Here is an 18,548-nt window from a genome sequence, read left to right on the forward strand (position 1 = left end):
CGAAGAGGAAGCCCGGCCCATGCATGAACCCCGCCTGAACCACGTGCAATGCCTCGACACCCGCGGCCTGCACCGCATGGCGTGGTGGGAGTGGGGCGACGCCGGCAACCCGCGCGTGCTGGTCTGCGTGCACGGCCTGTCGCGCCAGGGCCGCGACTTCGACACCTTCGCGCAGGCGATGCAGGGCGACTACCGCGTCGTGTGCCCCGACGTCGTCGGCCGCGGCGAATCCGATCGGCTCGCCGACCCGATGGGCTACCAGATCCCTGCCTACGTGGCCGACATGGTCACGCTGCTCGCGCGGCTGGACGCCGCCACGCTGCACTGGGTCGGCACCTCGATGGGCGGGCTGATCGGCCTGGGCCTCGCGGCGCTGAAGAATTCGCCGGTGTCGAAGCTGGTGCTGAACGACGTCGGCCCGAGCATCGAGCCGGCGGCGTTGGCGCGCATCGGCACCTACCTCGGCCAGCCGGCGCGCTGGCGCAGCCTCGAGGAGGCGGCCGACGCGCTGTGGAGCATCTCGCAGGGCTTCGGCCCGCACACCCGCGAACAGTGGCTCGCGCTGACGCGGCCGATGCTGCGCCCGGATCCTGACGCGAATGACAGCGGCTTCGTGCCGCACTACGACCCGCAGATCGCGCTGCCGTTCCGCGCGATCACGCCCGAGGCGGCGCGCGCCGGCGAGGCGGTGCTGTGGGGCATGTACGACGCCATCGCCTGCCCGACGCTGCTGCTGCGCGGCGCCGACTCCGACCTGCTGAACCGCGCCACTGCGCAGGCGATGACGCAGCGCGGCCCGCGTGCGCTGCTGCGCGAGTTCGCCGGCGTCGGCCATGCGCCGATGCTGACCTCGCCGGAGCAGATCGCGGCCGTCCGGGAGTTCCTGCTCGCGGCATGAAGACCGGACTGCTTTCGACACCGGACCCGCAGCACGACGCGGCACCCATCGTCCAGCTGGCCGACGAGTCCGGCCGCCAGGACGACCGCGACGCCGAACTCGCGCAGCTCGCCCGCGCACGCGCGTTTGCCGAGCCGCTGCTCGACGGCCAGGCCCTCGACACCGGCGAAGACGCGCTGGTGCATGCCGATGGCGTCGCGGCGATCCTGCAGGGCATCGGCGCGGCGCCGTCGATGCGCGCCGCCGCCTACCTGGTCTACGCGAGCGACTACCTCAGCAAGCCGGAAGAGGTCGTCAGCAAGGCCTTCGGCGCGTCGTACGCCAGCCTGGTGCTGCACACCCGCAAGCTGGTGCAGATCCAGCGCGCGGCGCGCGAAGCCCGCGTGCATGCCGAGCAGCGCGCCGAGCAGACCGAGCGGGTGCGCAAGATGCTGCTGGCGTTCTCGCGCGACCTGCGCGTCGTGCTGCTGCGGCTGGCTTCGCGGCTGCAGACGCTGCGCCACTTCGCGCTCAGCAAGCAGCCGTGCCCGGCGGTGCTGGCGCGCGAATCGCTGCAGGTGTTCGCGCCGCTCGCCAACCGGCTCGGCATCTGGCAGATCAAGTGGGAGATGGAAGACCTGTCGTTCCGCTTCCTCGAGCCGCTGCAGTACAAGACCGTTGCGCGCCTGCTCGACGAGAAGCGCGTCGAGCGCGAGCAGGGCGTCGAGGCCTTCCGCTGCCGGCTCGGCGACGCGCTGGCCGCTGCCGGGCTGCGCGCCGAGGTGCAGGGCCGGCCCAAGCACCTGTACAGCATCTGGAAGAAGATGCGCGGCAAGGGGCTGGACATCGACCGGGTGTTCGACGTGCGCGCGATGCGCGTGATCGTCGCCGACGTGCCCGACTGCTATGCGGTGCTGAGCCGCGTGCACGAGCTGTGGCCGCCGGTGCCGGGCGAGTTCGACGACTACATCGCGCGGCCGAAGGTCAACGGCTACCAGTCGCTGCACACCGTGGTGCAGGACGAGCAAGGGCGGGCGGTCGAGGTGCAGATCCGCACCCGCGCGATGCACGAGCATGCCGAGCACGGCGTGGCGGCGCACTGGGCCTACAAGGAGGCCGGCACCAAGGGCTATGCCGGCGTCAGCGCGAGCGGCGATTTCGATGCGCAGGTGGCCGAGGCGCGCAAGGCGGTGCTGCGCCAGCTGCTGGCGTGGGAGCGCGAGTTCGTCGAAAGCGGCGACGAGGGCGGCGTCGAGCAGCGCAGCGAGCGGGCGGCGCCCGGTGCGGTGTTCGACGACCGCATCTACGTCTTCACGCCCGATGCCGCGGTGATCGAGCTGCCGGCCGGCGCGACGCCGATCGACTTCGCGTACACCGTGCACACCGACCTCGGCCACCGCTGCCGCGGCGCCAAGGTCGACGGCACGATGGTGCCGCTGAACACCCCGCTGCAGAGCGGCCAGACCGTCGAGGTGACGGCGATCAAGGAAGGCGGGCCGTCGCTCGACTGGCTGAACGACAACCTCGGCTACCTGCAGAGTTCGCGCTCGAAGGCCAAGGTGCGGGCCTGGTTCAACGCGCTCGCGCTGCGCGACACCGTCGCACGCGGCCGCGAGGCGGTCGAGAAGCTGCTGCAGCGCGAGGGCCGCACGTCGATGAAGCTCGACGACCTGGCGGCGCAGCTCGGCTTCCGCCATGCCGAGGCGCTGTTCGAGGTGGTCGGCAAGGACGAGTTCTCGCTGCGCAACATCGAGGCGCTGCTGCGCCCGCCCGAGCCGCAGCCCGACCCCGATGCGGTGATCACGCAGCGCCTGACGCGCCCCGAGGGCGAGGCGCCGAAGGGCGGCGTGCTGGTGGTCGGCGTCGAATCGCTGATGACCAGCCTGTCGCGCTGCTGCCGGCCGGCGCCGCCGGACGCGATCGGCGGCTACGTGACGCGCGGCCGCGGCGTGGCCATCCACCGCGCCGACTGCAGCAACTTCCGGCAGATGGCGGCGCGCAGCCCCGAGCGGGTGATTCCCGTCGCCTGGGGCGAGCGGCGCGGCGACAAGCCCTCGCTGTACCCGGTCGACGTGCTGGTCGAGGCGGCCGACCGGCAGGGCCTGCTGCGCGACATCTCCGAGGTGTTCGCGAAGGAGAAGATGAACGTGACCGGCGTCAACACGCAGTCGGTGAAGGACGCGCGCGGCGGCACCGCGTGGATGACCTTCACCGTCGAGGTCGCCGATTCGGCGCGGCTGAACCAGGTGCTGGCCGCGGTGGACCGCATCGGCGGCGTGCGAAGCGCACGCCGGAAATGAGCCGCTCGATGAAGAAAATTTCGGAGCCGGACGGAACCCGAAAAAAGTAATGCTATAGTCACAGGCTCGGGCGATTAGCTCAGTGGTAGAGCGCCTCTTTGACGTGGAGGATGTCGGGAGTTCGACCCTCTCATCGCCCACCAAAAACGTCTGGACATCAGGGCCTGTTCCGAAAGGGACAGGCCCTTTTTCCATTTGGCCTTTTTCCATTTGGCCGTTTTTCCATTTGGCCCGTCCTCCAGGAGATGCGTGATGGAGATGACCCCTCGCCGCCGCGAGCTGATCGATGCCCACGTGGCCGACACGCACGCGCAGATGACCGAGCTGGCGTTCGAGCTGAACGACCTCGTGCGCTTCACGCTGTCGGCCGCGAAGCCCAAGGGCAACAAGGTCTACTACCCGATGGACCCGGTGAACGAGGGCATCCGCAACTGGCGCGACCTGCAGCGCAAGCTCGCGAAGCTCACCGCGCGCGTCGACCAGGCCGCGGCGCGGCTGGGCGTGCAGCCCTTCGATCCGGAAGCGCCGGCGCAGGACGACGCGCCGGCGGGTTGAGCGGCGCCGGCGTCCGTGAAGGACCGCATGAACCCGCGGTATCCTCGCCCTCTTTACTCCAAAGGATCGAGATGGCACTGGCAAAGAAGAAGCGCGTGGGCAAGAGAACCATTTCTGCCAAGCAGGTCAGGAAGACGGCGAGCGGCAGGAAGCGCCGCAAGTCCGACGGCACCCAGCCGCCGAAGGCGGTGACCTCGACGCCCGCGGCGGCCTGACCGTTCGGGCCGGCTGTCCGCGGCGGCAGGCCGCTTCGGCTCGGTCGCTCGCGCTGTTCGAGCGAACCGCGGCAACGCCGGCTCCCGTCGAAAGCACTCAGAACGCCGCCTCGCGCTGCCACAGCGCCGCGAGCCGGCGCCAGCCCTCCACCGCCAGCGAGCGCCGCTCGCCCGCCAGCACCGCGACGCCGCTGACCTCCGACGCCGGGGCGCTGCCGAGTTCGCAGTCTTCCAGCCGCACCCGGAAGGTCGGCTGCAGCGGAATCACGCGGCCGTCGGCATGCCGCTGCGCCGGGATCGCGCCGCCGTACAGGCTCGCGACCGCGGGCTGCTCCAGTTGCGCGAGCTGCACCGCATCGACCACGCTGCGCGCGCAGCGCACGTGCGCGCGTTCCGGCGCGTCGGGCACGAACACGCCCGGCCCGCCGCCGAACCGCTGCAAGGCCGCCTCGTCGACGAAGGCCTCGACCTTGCTGCCCTGCGGCGCCACCAGCTGCAGCAGCTTCTCGCCCGGCCGCACCCAGCTGCCGGCGCCGACCTCGGGCGACGACTCGACGACGCGGCCGTCGAACGGCATCGTCACGTCGAGCCGCTGCAATTCCCGCTGCAGACCGTCGACCTCCTCCTGCGCCGCCTCCCAGTGCTTGCGCAGCGCCGGGCCGGCCTCCATCAGCCGTGCGTCGAACGGCTGCTGCGTCAGCTGCCACTGCAGCTGTCGCTCGCGCGCCTGCGCCAGCGCGAACCGGGCTTCCAGGTCGGGCGACCGCAGGCGCAGCAGCGGCTCGCCGCGCCGCAGGGCCTGCCCGACCGGCGGCAGCGCCGCGGTCACCTGCGCCGCATGGGGCGCGTACACGCCTTGCGCCTGCCGCGCGCCCAGCACCGCCGGCGCGTGCACGCCGGCCTGCCAGGGCCACAGCAGCACGGCCGCCAGCGCGCCGAGCAGCAGCGCGAGCCGCCGCGTCGCGCGGTTCCAGCGCAGCAGGCCGCGCCGCAGCCACCATTGCTGCAGCTCGCGCGCCACCGGCATCACGATGAACCAGCCCAGCTCGACCGCCATCATCAGCAGCCCCAGCGCCTTGAAGAACAGGTGGTACACCAGCAGCGCGATGCCGGCGAACAGCACCAGCCGGTACAGCCAGGTCGCGAACGCGAAGCCGACCAGGAAGGCCTGGCGTCCGGGCGGCTGCGGCTCGGGCGCCGGCTCCTGCAGCCCGAACAGCCGCTCGCGCAGCCACCAGCGGCCGAGCGCGAACGCGCGCTCGTGCAGGTTCGGCAGGTTCAGTGCGTCCGACAGCAGGAAGTAGCCGTCGAAGCGCATGAACGGGCTCGCATTGATCGCGAGCGTCAGCAGCCAGGTGGTGGTCGCCAGCAGGAAGGCCGCGGCGCGCACCGGTCCCCAGGCGGGCGACTCCGGCAGCAGCGCCCACAGCAGCGTCGCGAACGCCGCCAGTGCGATCTCGCCGAGCATGCCGGCCGCGCCGATCGCCAGCCGCTGGCGGCGCGATGCGAGCTTCCACGCCTCGTTGGTGTCGGTGTAGAGCACCGGCCACATCACGAGGAACGCGACGCCCATCGTCGGCACGCGGCAGCCGTGGCGCTGCGCGGTGAAGGCATGGCCAAGCTCGTGCAGCACCTTCGCGAAGCTCAGCGCCGCCGCGACGGCGAGCGCGCCGCTCCAGCTCGCGTAGGCGGCGAAGGTGTGGACGAAGCCGTCCCAGCGCCGCGACGCGAGCACGAGGCCCAGTGCGGCCGCGGCGACCACCGTGAGCCAGAAGGCCGGCGTGTAGGCCCAGGCCACGTGGGGCGCGAAGCGTTGCAGCCATGGCATCGGCCGCACCAGCGGCAGCCGGAAGAACAGGTAGTTCTTCAGCAGCCAGCGTGCCGGACCGACGCGCCGTGCCTCCACCGCGCGCTGCAGTCGCGCGCTGTCCTGCGGGCCGCTCGCCAGCAGCAGGTGGTTGGTGGCCAGCATGCGCAGCAGGCCGTCCATCTCGGCGTCGCCGATCCGCAGCGTGGTCTCGCGCCGCACGGCGGCCAGCACCTGGCGCGCGCTGCCGAGCGACCAGCGCGACAGCACCTCGAAGGCCGGCCAGCGCAGCTCGTAGAAGCGGTTCGCGGCCGGGTCGTGCAGCGTCCAGGTCGGCGAGCCGTCGGCCGCCGTCGGGCCGGCGTGCAGCGCCAGGTCCTGGCGCAGGGCCGGCAGCGCGTCGACGTCCATCGTCACCAGCCCAGCCACTGCCGCGCGGCCACCAAGGGCCGCCGCAGCAGCACGTAGGCGAGCGGCGCCCACGGCCCGCGCAGCCGCGCGCTGCCGAGCTGGCCGATGCGCGGCGGCGCCTGGCCGGGCAGGAACCCGGCCTTGATGCGGTAGGCGAGGAAGCCCTCGGGCGTCAGCTCGGCGCGGTAGGCCACGCTGATGACGCGGGCCTCGAACGACGCGAGCGGCGCGCCCTGCGGGTACAGCGTCAGCAGGTCGCCCGGCGCGACCTCGATGTGATCGGCCGCCGGCAACTGCGCGCTCAGCTCCACCTGCGCCGGGTCGGCCACCAGCAGGATGCGCTCGCCCACCGTGACGGCCTTGCCGAGCCAGTCGTTGGCGTCGGCGAACACCGCGATGCCGTCGCGCTCGGCCTTCACCTGCACGCGCTCCAGCTGGCCGCCGGTGTAGTCGAGCTCGACCTGCTTCTCCTGCAGCTGGCCCTGGCGCAGCGCGATCTCGGCGCGGTTCTTGTCGCTGGTGACGGCGGCCTGCGCCGACTGGCGGTATTCCTCCTGCGCGGTGTCGACCGCCTTGCGCGCGACCTCGAAGCGGGTGCGCAGCGCGGTGGTGTCGAGGCTGAACAGCGGATCGCCGGCCTTCACGGCCTGGTTGGGCCGCACGTCGAAGCGCTCGATCACGCCGTCGAGCGGCGCGCGCACCAGCAGCGGGTCGCGCGGCACGACCTCGGCGCCGGCCAGCGCCGTCACGCGCACCGGCAGCACGCACAGCAGCGCGGCGGCGAGCAGCAGGCGCCGCCGCGCCCGCGCGGTGCGCAGCCAGCCGATCGTGCGGTCGAGCCCATGCTGGCGCGGTCGGAACGCGGCCAGCGCATGCGCGTGCACGTCGGCCAGCTCGCGCAGCAGCGCCTGCTCGGCCTCGGTCCAGGGCTCGTCGCGGGCCAGCAGCAGCCCGCCGTCGAGCCGAGCCTCGTGCCGCAGCGGCAGCCACAGCGCGTGCGGCGGCAGCCATTCGCGCCATTCGCCCTGCAGCAGCGGCGGCAGCGCGGCCACGTCGACCGTGCCGCCGTCGAACGACGCCGCGAGCTGCCGGCACACGCTGGTCAGCCACTGGATGTACGGCGCCCCCGGATCGGGCTGCGGCAGGCCCGACACGCTCGCGATGCGCGGCAGCCCGAGCTCGGTCCACAGCGCCGCCTGCCGGTAGGGCAGCAGCTGCAGCGTCTCGTTGACGGCAACGAAGCCGAGCGCCTCGAGGCTGGCCGCGGCGCGCGCGCGGCGGCCCAGCTGCAGCAGCGTCACCAGCGGCTGGACCGACGCATCGGATTTCATTTCGCTTCTCCGTGTCTCGCGCGACCGGCGACGCTGGAAACCGCACGGCCAAGCGGCCGCCGCGGAACCGGCTTTGCCGGGCCGCTGGCGGCGCCCCCTTGAGGGGGAGCGCCGCAGGCGCTCCGGGGGTGGGTCATTTCTGTCGCTGCGGGTAGACGGCCCAGCCGCTCATGCCCGGAAGCAGCGCCGCATGTTCGCCGTCGATCGCGCCGACCACCGGCAGCGTCTGGCTCACCGGGTCGATCTGCGCGCCCAGCCGCAGCACGCGCGCCGGGAAGCTCTTGCCGAGTTCCTCGACCTCGACCGTGAAGGCCACGCCCGGCTTCAGCCACGCGAGCCATTTCGACGGCACGATCATCTGCACCTCCAGCGTGCCGCCCTCGAGGATGTCGAGCAGCGGCGTGCCCGGCGTCACGTACTGGTGCGCGGCCGCATGCCGCCTCGCGACGCGGCCGCCGAACGGCGCGGCGATGCTGCAGCGGTTGACGACGCTGCGCTGGCTCGCCGCCTCGGCCTGCGCCTCCTTCAGCCTGGCCTGCGCCTGCTGCACCTCGAACTTGCCGATCGAGTTCAGCTCGACCAGGCGCAGGTTCGACTGCACCAGCGCGTTCGCCGCGTCGATGCCGGCCTCGGCCTTGCGCAGCTGCGACTGGTACAGCTCGCAGTCGAATGCCACCAACAGCTGGCCGGGGCGGAATGCATCGCCGTCGCGCAGCGCAAGCGTCGCGATGCGCGCGGCCAGTTCGCTGGAGATGGTGACCGCGTTGCGCGACGAGAGCTGGGTGCGGATGCGGCCGTCCTTGTCGGCAAGCTGCAGCGCGGGGGCGGAGGAGGGCGGCGCCGCACGCGCGCTGACGGACGCGACGACCAGGGGCAGGGACAGCCACAGAGCGAGCGCCAGCGCGCCGCCCGGCCGCCCGCGCCGCGTCGCCGTCAAGTGCCGCCCCCCGGGTTCACCGTGCGGGTCCACGACTGCTCCGACGCATCGACCGCCTCGCCCAGCGTCCGCAGGTCGCTGCCGGCCACCGACTGCGGCAGCGGGTCGAGCCCGATGGTCGCGATCATCTGGCCGTAGGCGCCCTGCAGCGCGCCATAGGTCTGGTACATGCGCAGCTCGGACATCATCGCGGCGGCGGCGGCGCGGATCTCCTCCAGCTTGCCCTGCGCGCTCGCGCTCGCGACATTGCGCGTCTGCTGCAGGATGCGCTGCTCGACGCCGTCGAGCTCGCGCGTCATCCGGTACTGCCGCACCCGCGCCAGGTACTCGAGCTGCGCCACGTGCACCTGCGTCAGCACCGCCATGTTCAGCGCGAGCCGCTGCTGCTTCGCGACGTCGAGCTGGGCCTGCGCCGCGCCGCGTATCGTGCCGGCGTTGAAGACGTTCAACAGGTTCCAGCTGACGCGCAGCCCGGCGTCCCACCACTGGTTGTTCACCAGGTAGCTGTTGCTGTCGTAGTGGCCGCCGAGGTTCAGCTCGACGCCGGGCAGCAGCCGCGCGAGCGCCTTGCGCGTCTCGAGCACGCCGATGCGCTCGTTGTACTGCGCCTCGACCAGCTCGGGCCGGCGCAGCAGGGCGGTCTCTTCCATCCTGTCGGTGCCGAGGCTGACCGGCGGCACGTCGAGCGCGCCGGCCGGCACCACGCTGAACGGGCGGCCGGGCTCCAGGTTCATCACCGACGCGAGCCGCGGCTTGGCCTGCTGCAGTTCGTCGCGCACCGCTTCGAGCTGGCGCACGATGTCGAGCAGCTGCCGCTGGTAGGTCAGCGCCTCCAGCGGCGAGCGCAGCCGCTCGGCCTCGACCTTGCGCGCATCGTCGAGCGCGCGCTGCGCCTGCTGCAGCACCGGGTCGATCTTCGCCTCCAGCTGCTGCGCGCCGACCGCCTGCCAGTAGGCCTGGCGGGTCTGCTGCATCAGCAGGTGCAGCACCTTGCGGCGGCGCTCCTGCGCGACCAGCAGCCGGTCGGCCTGCTGGCGGGCCTGGTAGTAGCTGACGCCGAAGTCGAGCACGTTCCACGACAGCCCGAGGTCGGCGGTGCGGCGCTCGCGGTCGCTGGAGGTCGACGGCACCAGCGACTGCTGGCCGGTGGAGACGTCGCGCGACGACGAGGCCGCCTCGTTGTCGCGCGCGGTGTAGCCGGCCGATGCGACGACGCGCGGCAGCAGCTCGATGCGCGACAGGTCGAGCTGGCCGCGCGCGACCGCCTCTTCCATCAGCTTCAGCCGGTGGTCCAGGTTGTACTTGATGGCCCGCGCCATCGCCTCCTGCAGCGTGATCGGACCCTGCACCGGCTCCTGGTCGGCGAACATCGCCAGCCGGTCGGCGGCGACGCTCGCCTGTCGCTCGTCCGCGGTGAGGGCCTGCGGTTGGACGGCGCAGCCGCTGACGGCTGCGACGGCGAGGGTGGCGAGCAGGGTGCGCGCCGGAAGGCGAGGGCGAGAGGTGCTCAAGGGTCTTCTCCTGGTGGTTGTTGTTGGAGTGAGCGGTGGGATCCCTGTCAGCCGGTCGGGCTTGTCGCCTGGCGGGCGTGTTCGAGCAGTGCGGCGCGCTCGGCCTGCCGCGCCTGCAGGCCGTGGCGGTCGAACTGCGCCTGCAGGCTGGCGCGGCCCTCGGCGCCGGCCGGCGACGCGCTCCAGGCCAGGCGGTCGAGCAGAGGCTGCAGCGGGTCGGCCAGCAGCGACTGCTTGTCGGGCGCGGGCCGCGGGGCCGGCGCGGCGGGCGCGGCAGCCGGCGCGCCCTTCACGTCGACCTCCAGGTGCGAGCTCGCCCGGTTGCCCTTGCTGTCGCGCGCGATCACCTCGATCGCGAGCTTCTGCGTCAGTCCGCGCGGCGGCTGGCCCGACAGCGTGCCGTTGACCGGATCGAACTTCAGCCACGACGGCAGCGGCCGGCCGTCGGCCAGGCGCACCTCGACCGAGACCTGCACGTTGCGTTCGCTGTGGCTGAACGTGGACGTCGGCAGCGCGATGCTGACCGGCTGGCCGGCCTGCGCGCTGAAGTTGCCGATCTCCGGCATCGCCTGCAGCCCGGCGCCGGTGGCCGCGCCCACCTCGATGAAGTTGCCGCGTGCCGGCGCGGCCGCCACGGCGACAGTGGCGGCCGCCGGTGCGGCCAGCGGATCCGGCGAGAACGAGTTGCCGCCGCCGGCCACGACCAGGCTGCTGCCGCCGGCGCTGGCGGCGGGCGGCAGCGTCGGCGTGCTGACCGGCGCGATCGGGTCCATCGGCGACAGCGTGACCGGCGGTGCCGCTGGCGCGATCACCAGCGGCGGCGGGGCCGGGGCGGGCGGCGGCGGCTCGGCCGGCGCGGGCGGAGGCACGACGATCGGCCGCAGCACGTAGCGCTCGCCGGCCAAGCCGCCGGCGATCGCGTTGCCGGCCGCATCGGCGATGCCGGTGGCCGCGGGGTTCAGCGAGATGCCGAGCTCGCCTTCGCCGTGCAGGCCGCCGACCAGAACGGTGTACGTGCGCGCATCGACCTGCGTGACCGAGACGATGCTGCCGCCGGCCGTGCCGGTGGTGGTCAGCGCCAGGTCGCCGGCATCGAGCCCGCTGACGGCCTCGGAGAAGGTCAGCGTGTAGCGCACGCCGTTGCCGGACGCCGGCGACGGATCGGCGCGCACCAGCCCGACGGCGGTCGGCGCGGTGGTGTCGATGCGCACGCCGGCCGTCGACGGCACGGCCGCGAGCGCGAGCGACAGGTCGTTGCCGGCCGCGTCGCGCAGCGTGCCGCCGTGCGCCTGCAGCGCGCCGACCGCGATGCCGTCGGCATCGGCGTCGCCGGCCAGCACGGTGTAGCTGAAATGCAGCGTGCCGGTGCCGGAGCCGCCGGCGTAGTTCGCGTAGGCCGTGCTGCCGCCGATGTCGATCGCCAGCCGCGGCGTGCCGCCGGCGCTGTTCACGACCACCGCCTCGCTGGTGGCGACGGTGAAGCCCAGCACGTCGCCGGCCTTGTAGGTGCCGTCGGCCGGCACGCCGACGCTTGCGACCGCCGGCGCGATTGCGTCGATGCGCAGGCCGCCGGTGGCCGCCGCGTTGTGCAGCGCGGGGAGCACCGCGTTGCCGATCGCGTCGCGCAGCGCGCCGCCGTTCAGGTCGATGGCCGACCCGAGCACGATGCCGTTCGCATCGAGCTGGCCGCTCGCCACCGTCAGCCGGAACGCCAGCGTGCCGGTGCCCGAGCCGCCGACGTAGTTGGCATAGACGGTGCCGCCGGTGTCCAGCGTGACGGCCAGGCGCGGCGTGCCGCTGCCGGTGTCGACCAGCACCGCTTCGCTGAACTGCACATCGAAGCCGAGCGTCTGGCCGGCCACGTAGGTGCCGTCGGCCGGTGCGCTGACGGCGGTCACCACCGGCGCGATGCGGTCGACGGTGTAGGCCGCGCCGGCCAGTCCGCCGGCCAGCGCGTTGCCGGCGACGTCGGCGATGCCGGTGCCGCTGCCGTTCAGGTCCAGCCGCAGGCTGCCGGCACCGGCGATGCCGCCGACCTGCACGGTGTACGTGTGCGCATCGACCTGGGTGACGCCGGTCACCTGGCCGGCCGCGCTGCCGGTGGCGACGAGCGAGAAGTCCGCCGCATCGAGCCCGGACACGTCTTCCGAGAACGTGACGGTGAAGGCGACGCTGGCAGCCGCGGTCGGGTTCGCATCGACGCGCACGACGCCGGTCGCCGCCGGCGCGGTGGTGTCGACGCGCACCGCCGCGGTCGACGGCAGCGTGCCCAGCGCGAGCGCGAGGTCGTTGCCGGCCGCGTCGCGCAGCGTGCCGCCATGCGCCTGCAGCGCACCGACCGCGATGCCGTCGGCATCGGTGTCGCCGGCTTGCACGGTGTACGAGAAGGTCAGCGCCGTGGTACCCGAGCCGCTCGCGTAGTCGGCATAGGCGGTGCTGCCGCCGATGTCGATCGCGAGCCGCGGCACGCCGCCGGCGCTGTTGACGATCACCGCCTCGCTGGCGGTCACGGTGAAGTTCAGCACGTCGCCCGCGTTGTAGGCGCCGGCGGCCGGCACCGAGACGCTCGCGACGGTCGGCACGACGGCGTCGACTTGCACGCCGGCCGTCGACGCGACGCCGTTCAGCGCGGTGGCGGCGCTGTTGCCGACCGCATCGCGCAGCGTGCCGCCGTTCAGGTCGAGCGCGCTGCCAAGCGTGATGCCGTTGCCGTCGAGCTGGCCGCTCGCGACGGTCAGGCGGAACACCAGCGTGCCGCTGCCCGAGCCGCTCAGGTAGCTCGCGTAGACGGTGCCGCCGGTGTCCAGCGCGACCGCGAGGCGCGGCGTGCCGCCGCTGGTGTCGACGGTGACGGCTTCGCTGAGCTGCACGCTGAAGTCGAGGTTCTGCCCGGCCGCGTAGGTGCCGTTGGCCGGCACCGCCACCGAAGTGACCGTGGGGGCGATGCCGTCGATCACCAGCGCGCTCTGGCCGCCGAGCGACTGGGCGCCGCCGATCGCCGGCAGCGTCAGCACCGCGTCGTCGCTGCTCGCGCTGCGGAGGGTCGCGCCGTTCAGCGCCAGCGCCGCGGTCGATGCGGCGTCGAGGTCGGCCGAGCTGTCGCCCGCCTGCACGGTGTACGAGAAGGTCAGCGTGTTGCTGCCCGAGCCGGCGACGTAGGTCGCGTTGCGGTCGACGCTGCCGGTTTCGAGCAGCAGCGTCGGCGTGCCGCCCGTGGTGTCGACGTTGACCGCCATGTCGAAGCCGATCGTCACCAGCACCGTGTCGCCGACGCGGTAGCCGCCGTCCGGCGAGCCGGATTGCACCGTCGTGACGACCGGGTTGATCGGGCTGACGGTGATCGCGACGGTGTCGGTGTCGGTCCGCGCGCCGCCGCTGCCGGCGGCGCCCTGGTCGTTGCTGGTGATCTGCAGCGAGGCCGGACCGTTGTAGCCGCCGGTCGGCGAGAAGACCAGGCCGGCCAGCGCGGCGTTGACGTCGGCGGCCGTGCCGCTGAAGGTCATCGTGGCGTCGCCGGTGCCGGAGCCGACGCTGAACGACAGCCCGCTGGTGCCCGACAGCGTCAGCAGCCCGTGGCTCGCGGCCAGCGTCACCTGCAGCGGGCTGCCGCCGAGGTCGGCGTCGCCGACCGTCAGCAGGTTGCCGTTGCCGGACGAGAACACCAGGGCCTGGTCCTGCCGCGTCGCCTGCGCCGCCGGCACGCCGTTGACCGGCGCGTCGTTGACGGCGGTGATGGCCAGCGTCACGGTGGTCGACGCGGACTCGCTGGTCGCGGTACCGCTGTTGCCCGGGTCGATGCCGGCGTTGCCGCCGTCGTCGATCGCGATCGACAGCGTCACGTTCGACGCGGCGTTCGCGGCGGTCGTGAAGCTGGCATTGCCGGCCGCGAGGAAGGCGTTCAGGTCGGCCAGCGTGCCGCCCAGCACCAGCGTGCCGCTGCCGCTGCCGGACACGGTGACGCCGCCGCCCGAGGTCGCGCTCAGCGTGCCCGAGCCGACCGACAGCGTCGCGCTGAGCGCGCCGCTGCCGGCGTCGACATCGGAGAAGCCGATGCCGGTCAGCGCGGTCGTCACGTCCTCGGTCACCGCGATGCTGCCGGGCGCGGCGATCGCCGGCGCGTCGTTGACGGCGGTGATGTGCAGCGTGGCCGACTGGCTGGCCGTCTTCGCGCCGCCGCTGCCGGTGTTGCCGCCGTCGTCGATCGCCGCGGTGACGGTCACGTCGGCGGTGGCGTTCGAGGCCGGCGTGTACACGACGTTGCTGCCGGCGATGAAGGTGTTGATGTTGGCGATCGAGCCGGTCAGCGTGCGCGCGGTGGCGGTGCCGCCGACCGTGACGCCACCGCCGCTGGTCGCGGTGAGCGCGCCCGAGCCGACCGACAGCGTCACGCTGACGCTCGCGCTGCCGGCGTCGGCATCGCTGAAGCTGATGCCGGTGAGCGCGGCAGGGGTGTCTTCGTTGGCGCTGAAGCTCGCCGGCAGCGTGACCTGCGGCGTGTCGTTGACGCTCGCCACCGTGACGGTGCGCGTGGCCGCGATGCTGTCCAGCGACCCGTCGTTGACGACGATGCTGACGGTGCGCGTTGCGGTGTTCGGCGTGTCGGAGCCGTTGGTGTAGGTCACGCTGCGCAGCGCGGCCTGCCATTGCGCGAGCGTCGCGCTGGCGCCCGACGAGGTCAGCGTCAGCACGCCGGTGCCGCTGTTGTAGCTGGCGGCGATGTTGCCCATCGTGCTGCCGTCGTTGGTGAACGCGAGCACGTCCTGGCCGGACTGGAAGTTGCCGGTGAGGCCGACGGTGGCGCTGGCGAGGCTCGGCGAATCGGAGTCGGCCAGCGTCAGGCTGCCGTCGACCGCGACCGGGGTCGACGTGGCGTTGTCGGCCTCGCTGAAGGCCGCGCTGCCGCCGCTGGCGGCGACGGTCGGCGCGTCGTTGACGGCCGTCACGACGATGCTCGCGGTGTCGGCGGCCGACGAGAACGCGCTGCTGCCGCCGGCACTGCTTGCATCGACCTTGCTGCCCTGCTGGCCGGCGCTGGCGCCGGTCTGGTCCCAGGCCTGGTAGCTGAGGCTGCCGGTGGTGCCGGTGACGCCGTCGGGCACGAAGCGCACGCGGTCGGTCGAGCGCAGCAGCAGCGCGCTGCCGGTGGACACGCTGCCGATGCCGGTCCAGCTGCTGCCGCCGTTCAGGCTGTACTGCCAGGTGCCGCTGCCCGACACCAGGCCGCTGACGGCGATGCCCGAGACGGCGCCGCTGTCGGCGTCGGCGATGCTGCTGCCGACGATGCTCGCGACCGTCTGGCCGGCGTTGTTGACGTCGCCGTCGGTCAGGCCGGTCAGTGTCGGCGACGCTGGCGTCAGCACCGGTGCGTCGTTGACCGACGTGACGACCAGGGTGGCCTGCGCCGCGCTGCCGCCGGAGAACGCGGTGGTGGTGCCGTTGGTGCTGGTGTCGGCGGTGTTGCGGGTGCTGTTGGTCGACGCGCTGCCGCTGGTCTGGTCCCAGGCGCGAAAGCTGACGCTGGCGGTCTCGCCGTTCGCGCCGTCGGGCACGTAGCGCAGCCGGGTGCTGCTGCCCAGCAGCAGGCTGGCGCCGGCCGAGACCGTGCCGACGCCGTTCCAGGTGACGCCGTCGGTCGAGTACTGCCAGCTGCCGTTGCCGGTGCGCGCGGTGATCGCGATGCCGGATGCCGGGCTCGCGTCGACGTCGCCGTAGGTCAGGCCGGCCAGCAGCGTCGACACCAGCGTGCCGGCGGTGGTGGTGTCCTCGTCGGTGCCGGTCAGCACGTACGGGCCGCCCGACAGCGTCGGCGCATCGTTGACGGCCGTCACGCCGACGGTGGCCGCCACCGACAGCGCGGTCGTGTCGACGCCGCCGTTCGCAGTGCCGCCGCTGTCCGTGAGGCTGGTCAGCGTGACGACGCGGTTGGTGGTGGTCGGCGCTTCGCTGCTGTTGCGGTAGGTCATGCCGTCGACCAGCGTCTGCGCCGCGGCGGTGCTCAGCCCGCCGGCCTTCGTCAGCGTGACGGTGGCGGTGCCGCCGCTGACGGCGACGCTGTAGCCGACCGCGTTGGTCGCGGTGGTGCCGCTGTTGCCGTTGGTGAGCGCGAAGCTGCTGCCGTCGGCACCGACGATCTCGTTGGCACCATCGCTGACGTTGCTGACGGTGAACGTGATCGCGGTGATCGTCTGGCCGGCTTCGATGGTGCCGATGCCGATGCCGCTGAACAGGTCGACCGCGCCGCCGTTCTCGGTGTAGGTCGGGGTGCCGCCGGTGGCGCTCAGCGTCGGCGCGTCGTTGACGCCGGTCACGCTGACGGCGACGTCGGCATTGCTGCTGGTGCCGCCGTCGCCGTCGTTGACGGTGATGCGCACGGTGCGGGCCGCGGCCGACGGGTCGGTGCCGTTGCCGTTGGCGTAGGTCAGGTTGCGCACCAGCGCCTGCACCGCCGCCGGCGTCGCGCTGGCGTTCAGCGTGATCACCAGGTCGTTGGTGCCGGTGCCGCCGGTGGCGGTGCCGATGGTGACGCCGCCGTAGCTGATGGTGCTGCCCGACACGCCGATCTGGCCGGCGCTCGAGCCTTCGTTGCGCACGCCCAGCACGTCTTCGCCGCTGACGCGGTTGGTGACGATGGCGGCCGTCACGTTGCCGCCGTTGAAATCGGCCGAATCGCTGTCCGTCACCGTGGCGTCGCTGCCGCTGTCGAGCAGGGCCGCCGCGGCGCCTTCGACGTAGCCGACGCTGTCGCCACCGAGGTTGGCCACCACCGGCGCGGCGTTCGGGACGTAGTTGGTGATCGTCGTGCCGCCGCTGGTGGTGTTGATGTCGCCCTTGCCGACGCCGGCTGCGCCGTTGTTGCTGCCCGGTCTCGTCGCGAAGCCGATGCCGCCGGCGGTGCCGGCGTTGGCAGTGGCCAGCGAGGTATTGGTGCCGGCGTCGATGCGCACCGTGCCGCCGGCGTTCCAGATGCCCGCGACGCCGGAGCCGGCATCGCCGCCGTTGCCGGGGTTGATGCCGCCGACCGCCGAGCCGCCGCCGCCGCCGCCGCCCGCGCCGATGTTGCCGGTGATCGAGCTGCGCAAGATCGTCACCGTGCCGGTGTTGTAGATCGCGGCGGCCGCGTTGCCGCCGCGTCCGCCGGCGAAGTCGTAGCCCCCGCCGCCGCCGCCGCCGCCGATGGCGATCGAGCCGTTGTTGGCGGTGCCCCCGCTGCCCGCGCTGGTGTAGCCGCCGCCATAGTTGGCGCCTGCGCCTCCGGTGGTGCTGCCGCCGATGCCGCGCAGGGCACCGAAGCCGCTGCCCGTGCCGCCGGTGCCGGCCGTGCCGGCGCCACCGGCGGCGCCGTTGTTGCTGCCGCCGGCGCCGCCCGGCGTGCTGCCGAAGCCGCCGCCGCCGCCGCCCGCGCCGCCGCCGCCGCCGGCGCCGCCCCCGCCGCCGCCGCCCCCGGCCGCCTTGTTGGACGAGATCGTGCTGTCGGTGATGGTCAGCGTGCCGGCGTTGCGGATGCCCGCACCCAGCGCATCGCCGCCGGCCAGCCCGGCAGCGTTGCCCGGCGTGTTGCCGCCGGCGCCGGTCAGGAAGCCGTTGGTGATCGTCAGGTGGTCGATCGCCACCGTGCCGGCGGTCACGTTGAGCACCTGCCCGAGGTTGTTGCCGCTGAGCGTGAAGTTGCCGCCGACGATGCTCATCGTCTGCCCGTCGGTCACGTTGATCGTGATCGTGTCGGCGGCGCTCGCGAACGTGATGTTGCCGGTGAACGTGATGGTGTCGGCGACGCCGTCGGTGTTGCCGGTCGCGATCGCGGCCTTCAGCTGTGCCACCGTGTTGACGCTGGCGGTGACCAGCAGCTCGTCGTAGAACGCGAGCTTGCCGGCGTCCAGCGCTTGGCTTGCGGCGATGCGGCCGGTGGCGATCTCCAGTTCCCAGTCCCCGCCGCGCGTGGTGGTGCCGGTGCCGTCGGTCGACGCGGCCACGTCGGCGCCGGTCGCATCGGCCAGCTTCGCGAGGAAGGCGGCGCCCTCGGTGCCGGCGCCGACGTCGCAGCCGTACAGCAGGATGTCGCCGTCGGCCTTCAGCGCCTGGCCGATGGCCTGCAGCTGCGCGGCGTAGTGGTCGACGTTGCCGTTGAACAGCGGCCCGCTGCCCAGCAGCAGCAGGCCGTCGTCGCCGTGCGAGACGATGTGCACCGCGTCGATGTCGTGGCGCGAGGCGAGCGCGTCGGCGATCTGCTGCACGCCGTCGGTGTGCGTGTCCAGCAGCACCACCTCGACGCCGGACGCGACCGCGTCGACGATCTTCTGGTAGTCGGGCACGCGGGTGTCGACGAACACGATCTCGTGGCGCGGCTCGGCCGGCGCAGGCGTCGATGCCACGGCGGCCCGCGGCGCGCCGACGTCGTCGCGCGCATGCGCCGTGTCGACGACCGGGTGCGCGGCCTCGGCATGCGCCGGCTCGGCGATCGCGGCGGCGGTGCCGCCGACCGCGGCGTCGAACATGATGCGCGGCTCGAGCGCGATCATCATCGGCGCCGCCGCGTGCCGGGTGGGCCTCGTCGTGGCGGCCGTGGCGGCGGGACTGCGCTTGAACCAGTTCTTCATGGTCGTCTCC

At 73.1% G+C, this 18,548-nt stretch carries 8 protein-coding genes and 1 tRNA gene; 4 read left to right on the top strand and 5 right to left on the bottom strand.

Going from position 1 to position 18,548, the window contains the following annotated elements; all coding sequences use genetic code 11:
- The first annotated feature begins 19 nt into the window (after nucleotides 1–19).
- From FHT26_RS20535 to FHT26_RS20550, 4 genes are all read left to right on the top strand, one after another.
- Nucleotides 20–898, top strand: a complete 879-nt coding sequence (locus tag FHT26_RS20535) for an alpha/beta fold hydrolase (RefSeq protein WP_168561953.1) — start codon at nucleotides 20–22, stop codon at nucleotides 896–898.
- Nucleotides 895–3,177, top strand: a complete 2,283-nt coding sequence (locus FHT26_RS20540; RefSeq protein ID WP_168561954.1) for a RelA/SpoT family protein — start codon at nucleotides 895–897, stop codon at nucleotides 3,175–3,177. Before FHT26_RS20535 ends, FHT26_RS20540 begins: the two co-directional genes overlap by 4 nt.
- Nucleotides 3,178–3,245: 68 nt before the next feature.
- Nucleotides 3,246–3,320 (top strand) — tRNA-Val (locus FHT26_RS20545).
- Between the two features lie 109 nt (nucleotides 3,321–3,429).
- The gene (locus tag FHT26_RS20550; RefSeq protein ID WP_168561955.1) at nucleotides 3,430–3,732 is read left to right on the top strand and encodes a hypothetical protein; all 303 of its coding nucleotides are present in this window, start codon (nucleotides 3,430–3,432) and stop codon (nucleotides 3,730–3,732) included.
- 312 nt (nucleotides 3,733–4,044) lie between these two features.
- Here the strand turns inward: FHT26_RS20550 and FHT26_RS20555 are convergent, their stop codons facing one another.
- The 5 genes from FHT26_RS20555 to FHT26_RS20575 form a co-directional block, all read right to left on the bottom strand.
- Nucleotides 4,045–6,165: a site-2 protease family protein gene (locus FHT26_RS20555; RefSeq protein ID WP_210427506.1), complete on the bottom strand. Its 2,121-nt coding sequence runs from the start codon at nucleotides 6,163–6,165 to the stop codon at nucleotides 4,045–4,047.
- 2 nt (nucleotides 6,166–6,167) lie between these two features.
- Nucleotides 6,168–7,496 carry an efflux RND transporter periplasmic adaptor subunit gene (locus tag FHT26_RS20560; protein WP_168561956.1) on the bottom strand — a complete coding sequence of 443 codons (1,329 nt, stop codon included), beginning with the start codon at nucleotides 7,494–7,496 and terminating at the stop codon, nucleotides 6,168–6,170.
- Between the two features lie 133 nt (nucleotides 7,497–7,629).
- Entirely contained in the window at nucleotides 7,630–8,433 is an 804-nt protein-coding gene (locus FHT26_RS20565) for an efflux RND transporter periplasmic adaptor subunit (protein ID WP_246868017.1), read from the bottom strand.
- Entirely contained in the window at nucleotides 8,430–9,944 is a 1,515-nt protein-coding gene (locus FHT26_RS20570) for a TolC family protein (RefSeq protein ID WP_168561957.1), read from the bottom strand. Before FHT26_RS20570 ends, FHT26_RS20565 begins: the two co-directional genes overlap by 4 nt.
- Before the next feature lie 47 nt (nucleotides 9,945–9,991).
- Nucleotides 9,992–18,538, bottom strand: a complete 8,547-nt coding sequence (locus FHT26_RS20575; protein ID WP_168561958.1) for a DUF4347 domain-containing protein — start codon at nucleotides 18,536–18,538, stop codon at nucleotides 9,992–9,994.
- Nucleotides 18,539–18,548 lie beyond the last annotated feature (10 nt).

It is taken from the genome of Rhizobacter sp. SG703 (genome assembly GCF_012275445.1).
GTDB lineage: Bacteria > Pseudomonadota > Gammaproteobacteria > Burkholderiales > Burkholderiaceae_C > Rhizobacter.

Bases quoted from the DNA above. Each gene is read 5' to 3' on its own strand.
- FHT26_RS20535 (WP_168561953.1), top strand. From the start codon at position 20: ATGCATGAACCCCGCCTGAACCACGTGCAATGCCTCGACACCCGCGGC.
- FHT26_RS20540 (WP_168561954.1), top strand. From the start codon at position 895: ATGAAGACCGGACTGCTTTCGACACCGGACCCGCAGCACGACGCGGCA.
- FHT26_RS20550 (WP_168561955.1), top strand. From the start codon at position 3,430: ATGGAGATGACCCCTCGCCGCCGCGAGCTGATCGATGCCCACGTGGCC.
- FHT26_RS20555 (WP_210427506.1), bottom strand. From the start codon at position 6,165: ATGGACGTCGACGCGCTGCCGGCCCTGCGCCAGGACCTGGCGCTGCAC.
- FHT26_RS20560 (WP_168561956.1), bottom strand. From the start codon at position 7,496: ATGAAATCCGATGCGTCGGTCCAGCCGCTGGTGACGCTGCTGCAGCTG.
- FHT26_RS20575 (WP_168561958.1), bottom strand. From the start codon at position 18,538: ATGAAGAACTGGTTCAAGCGCAGTCCCGCCGCCACGGCCGCCACGACG.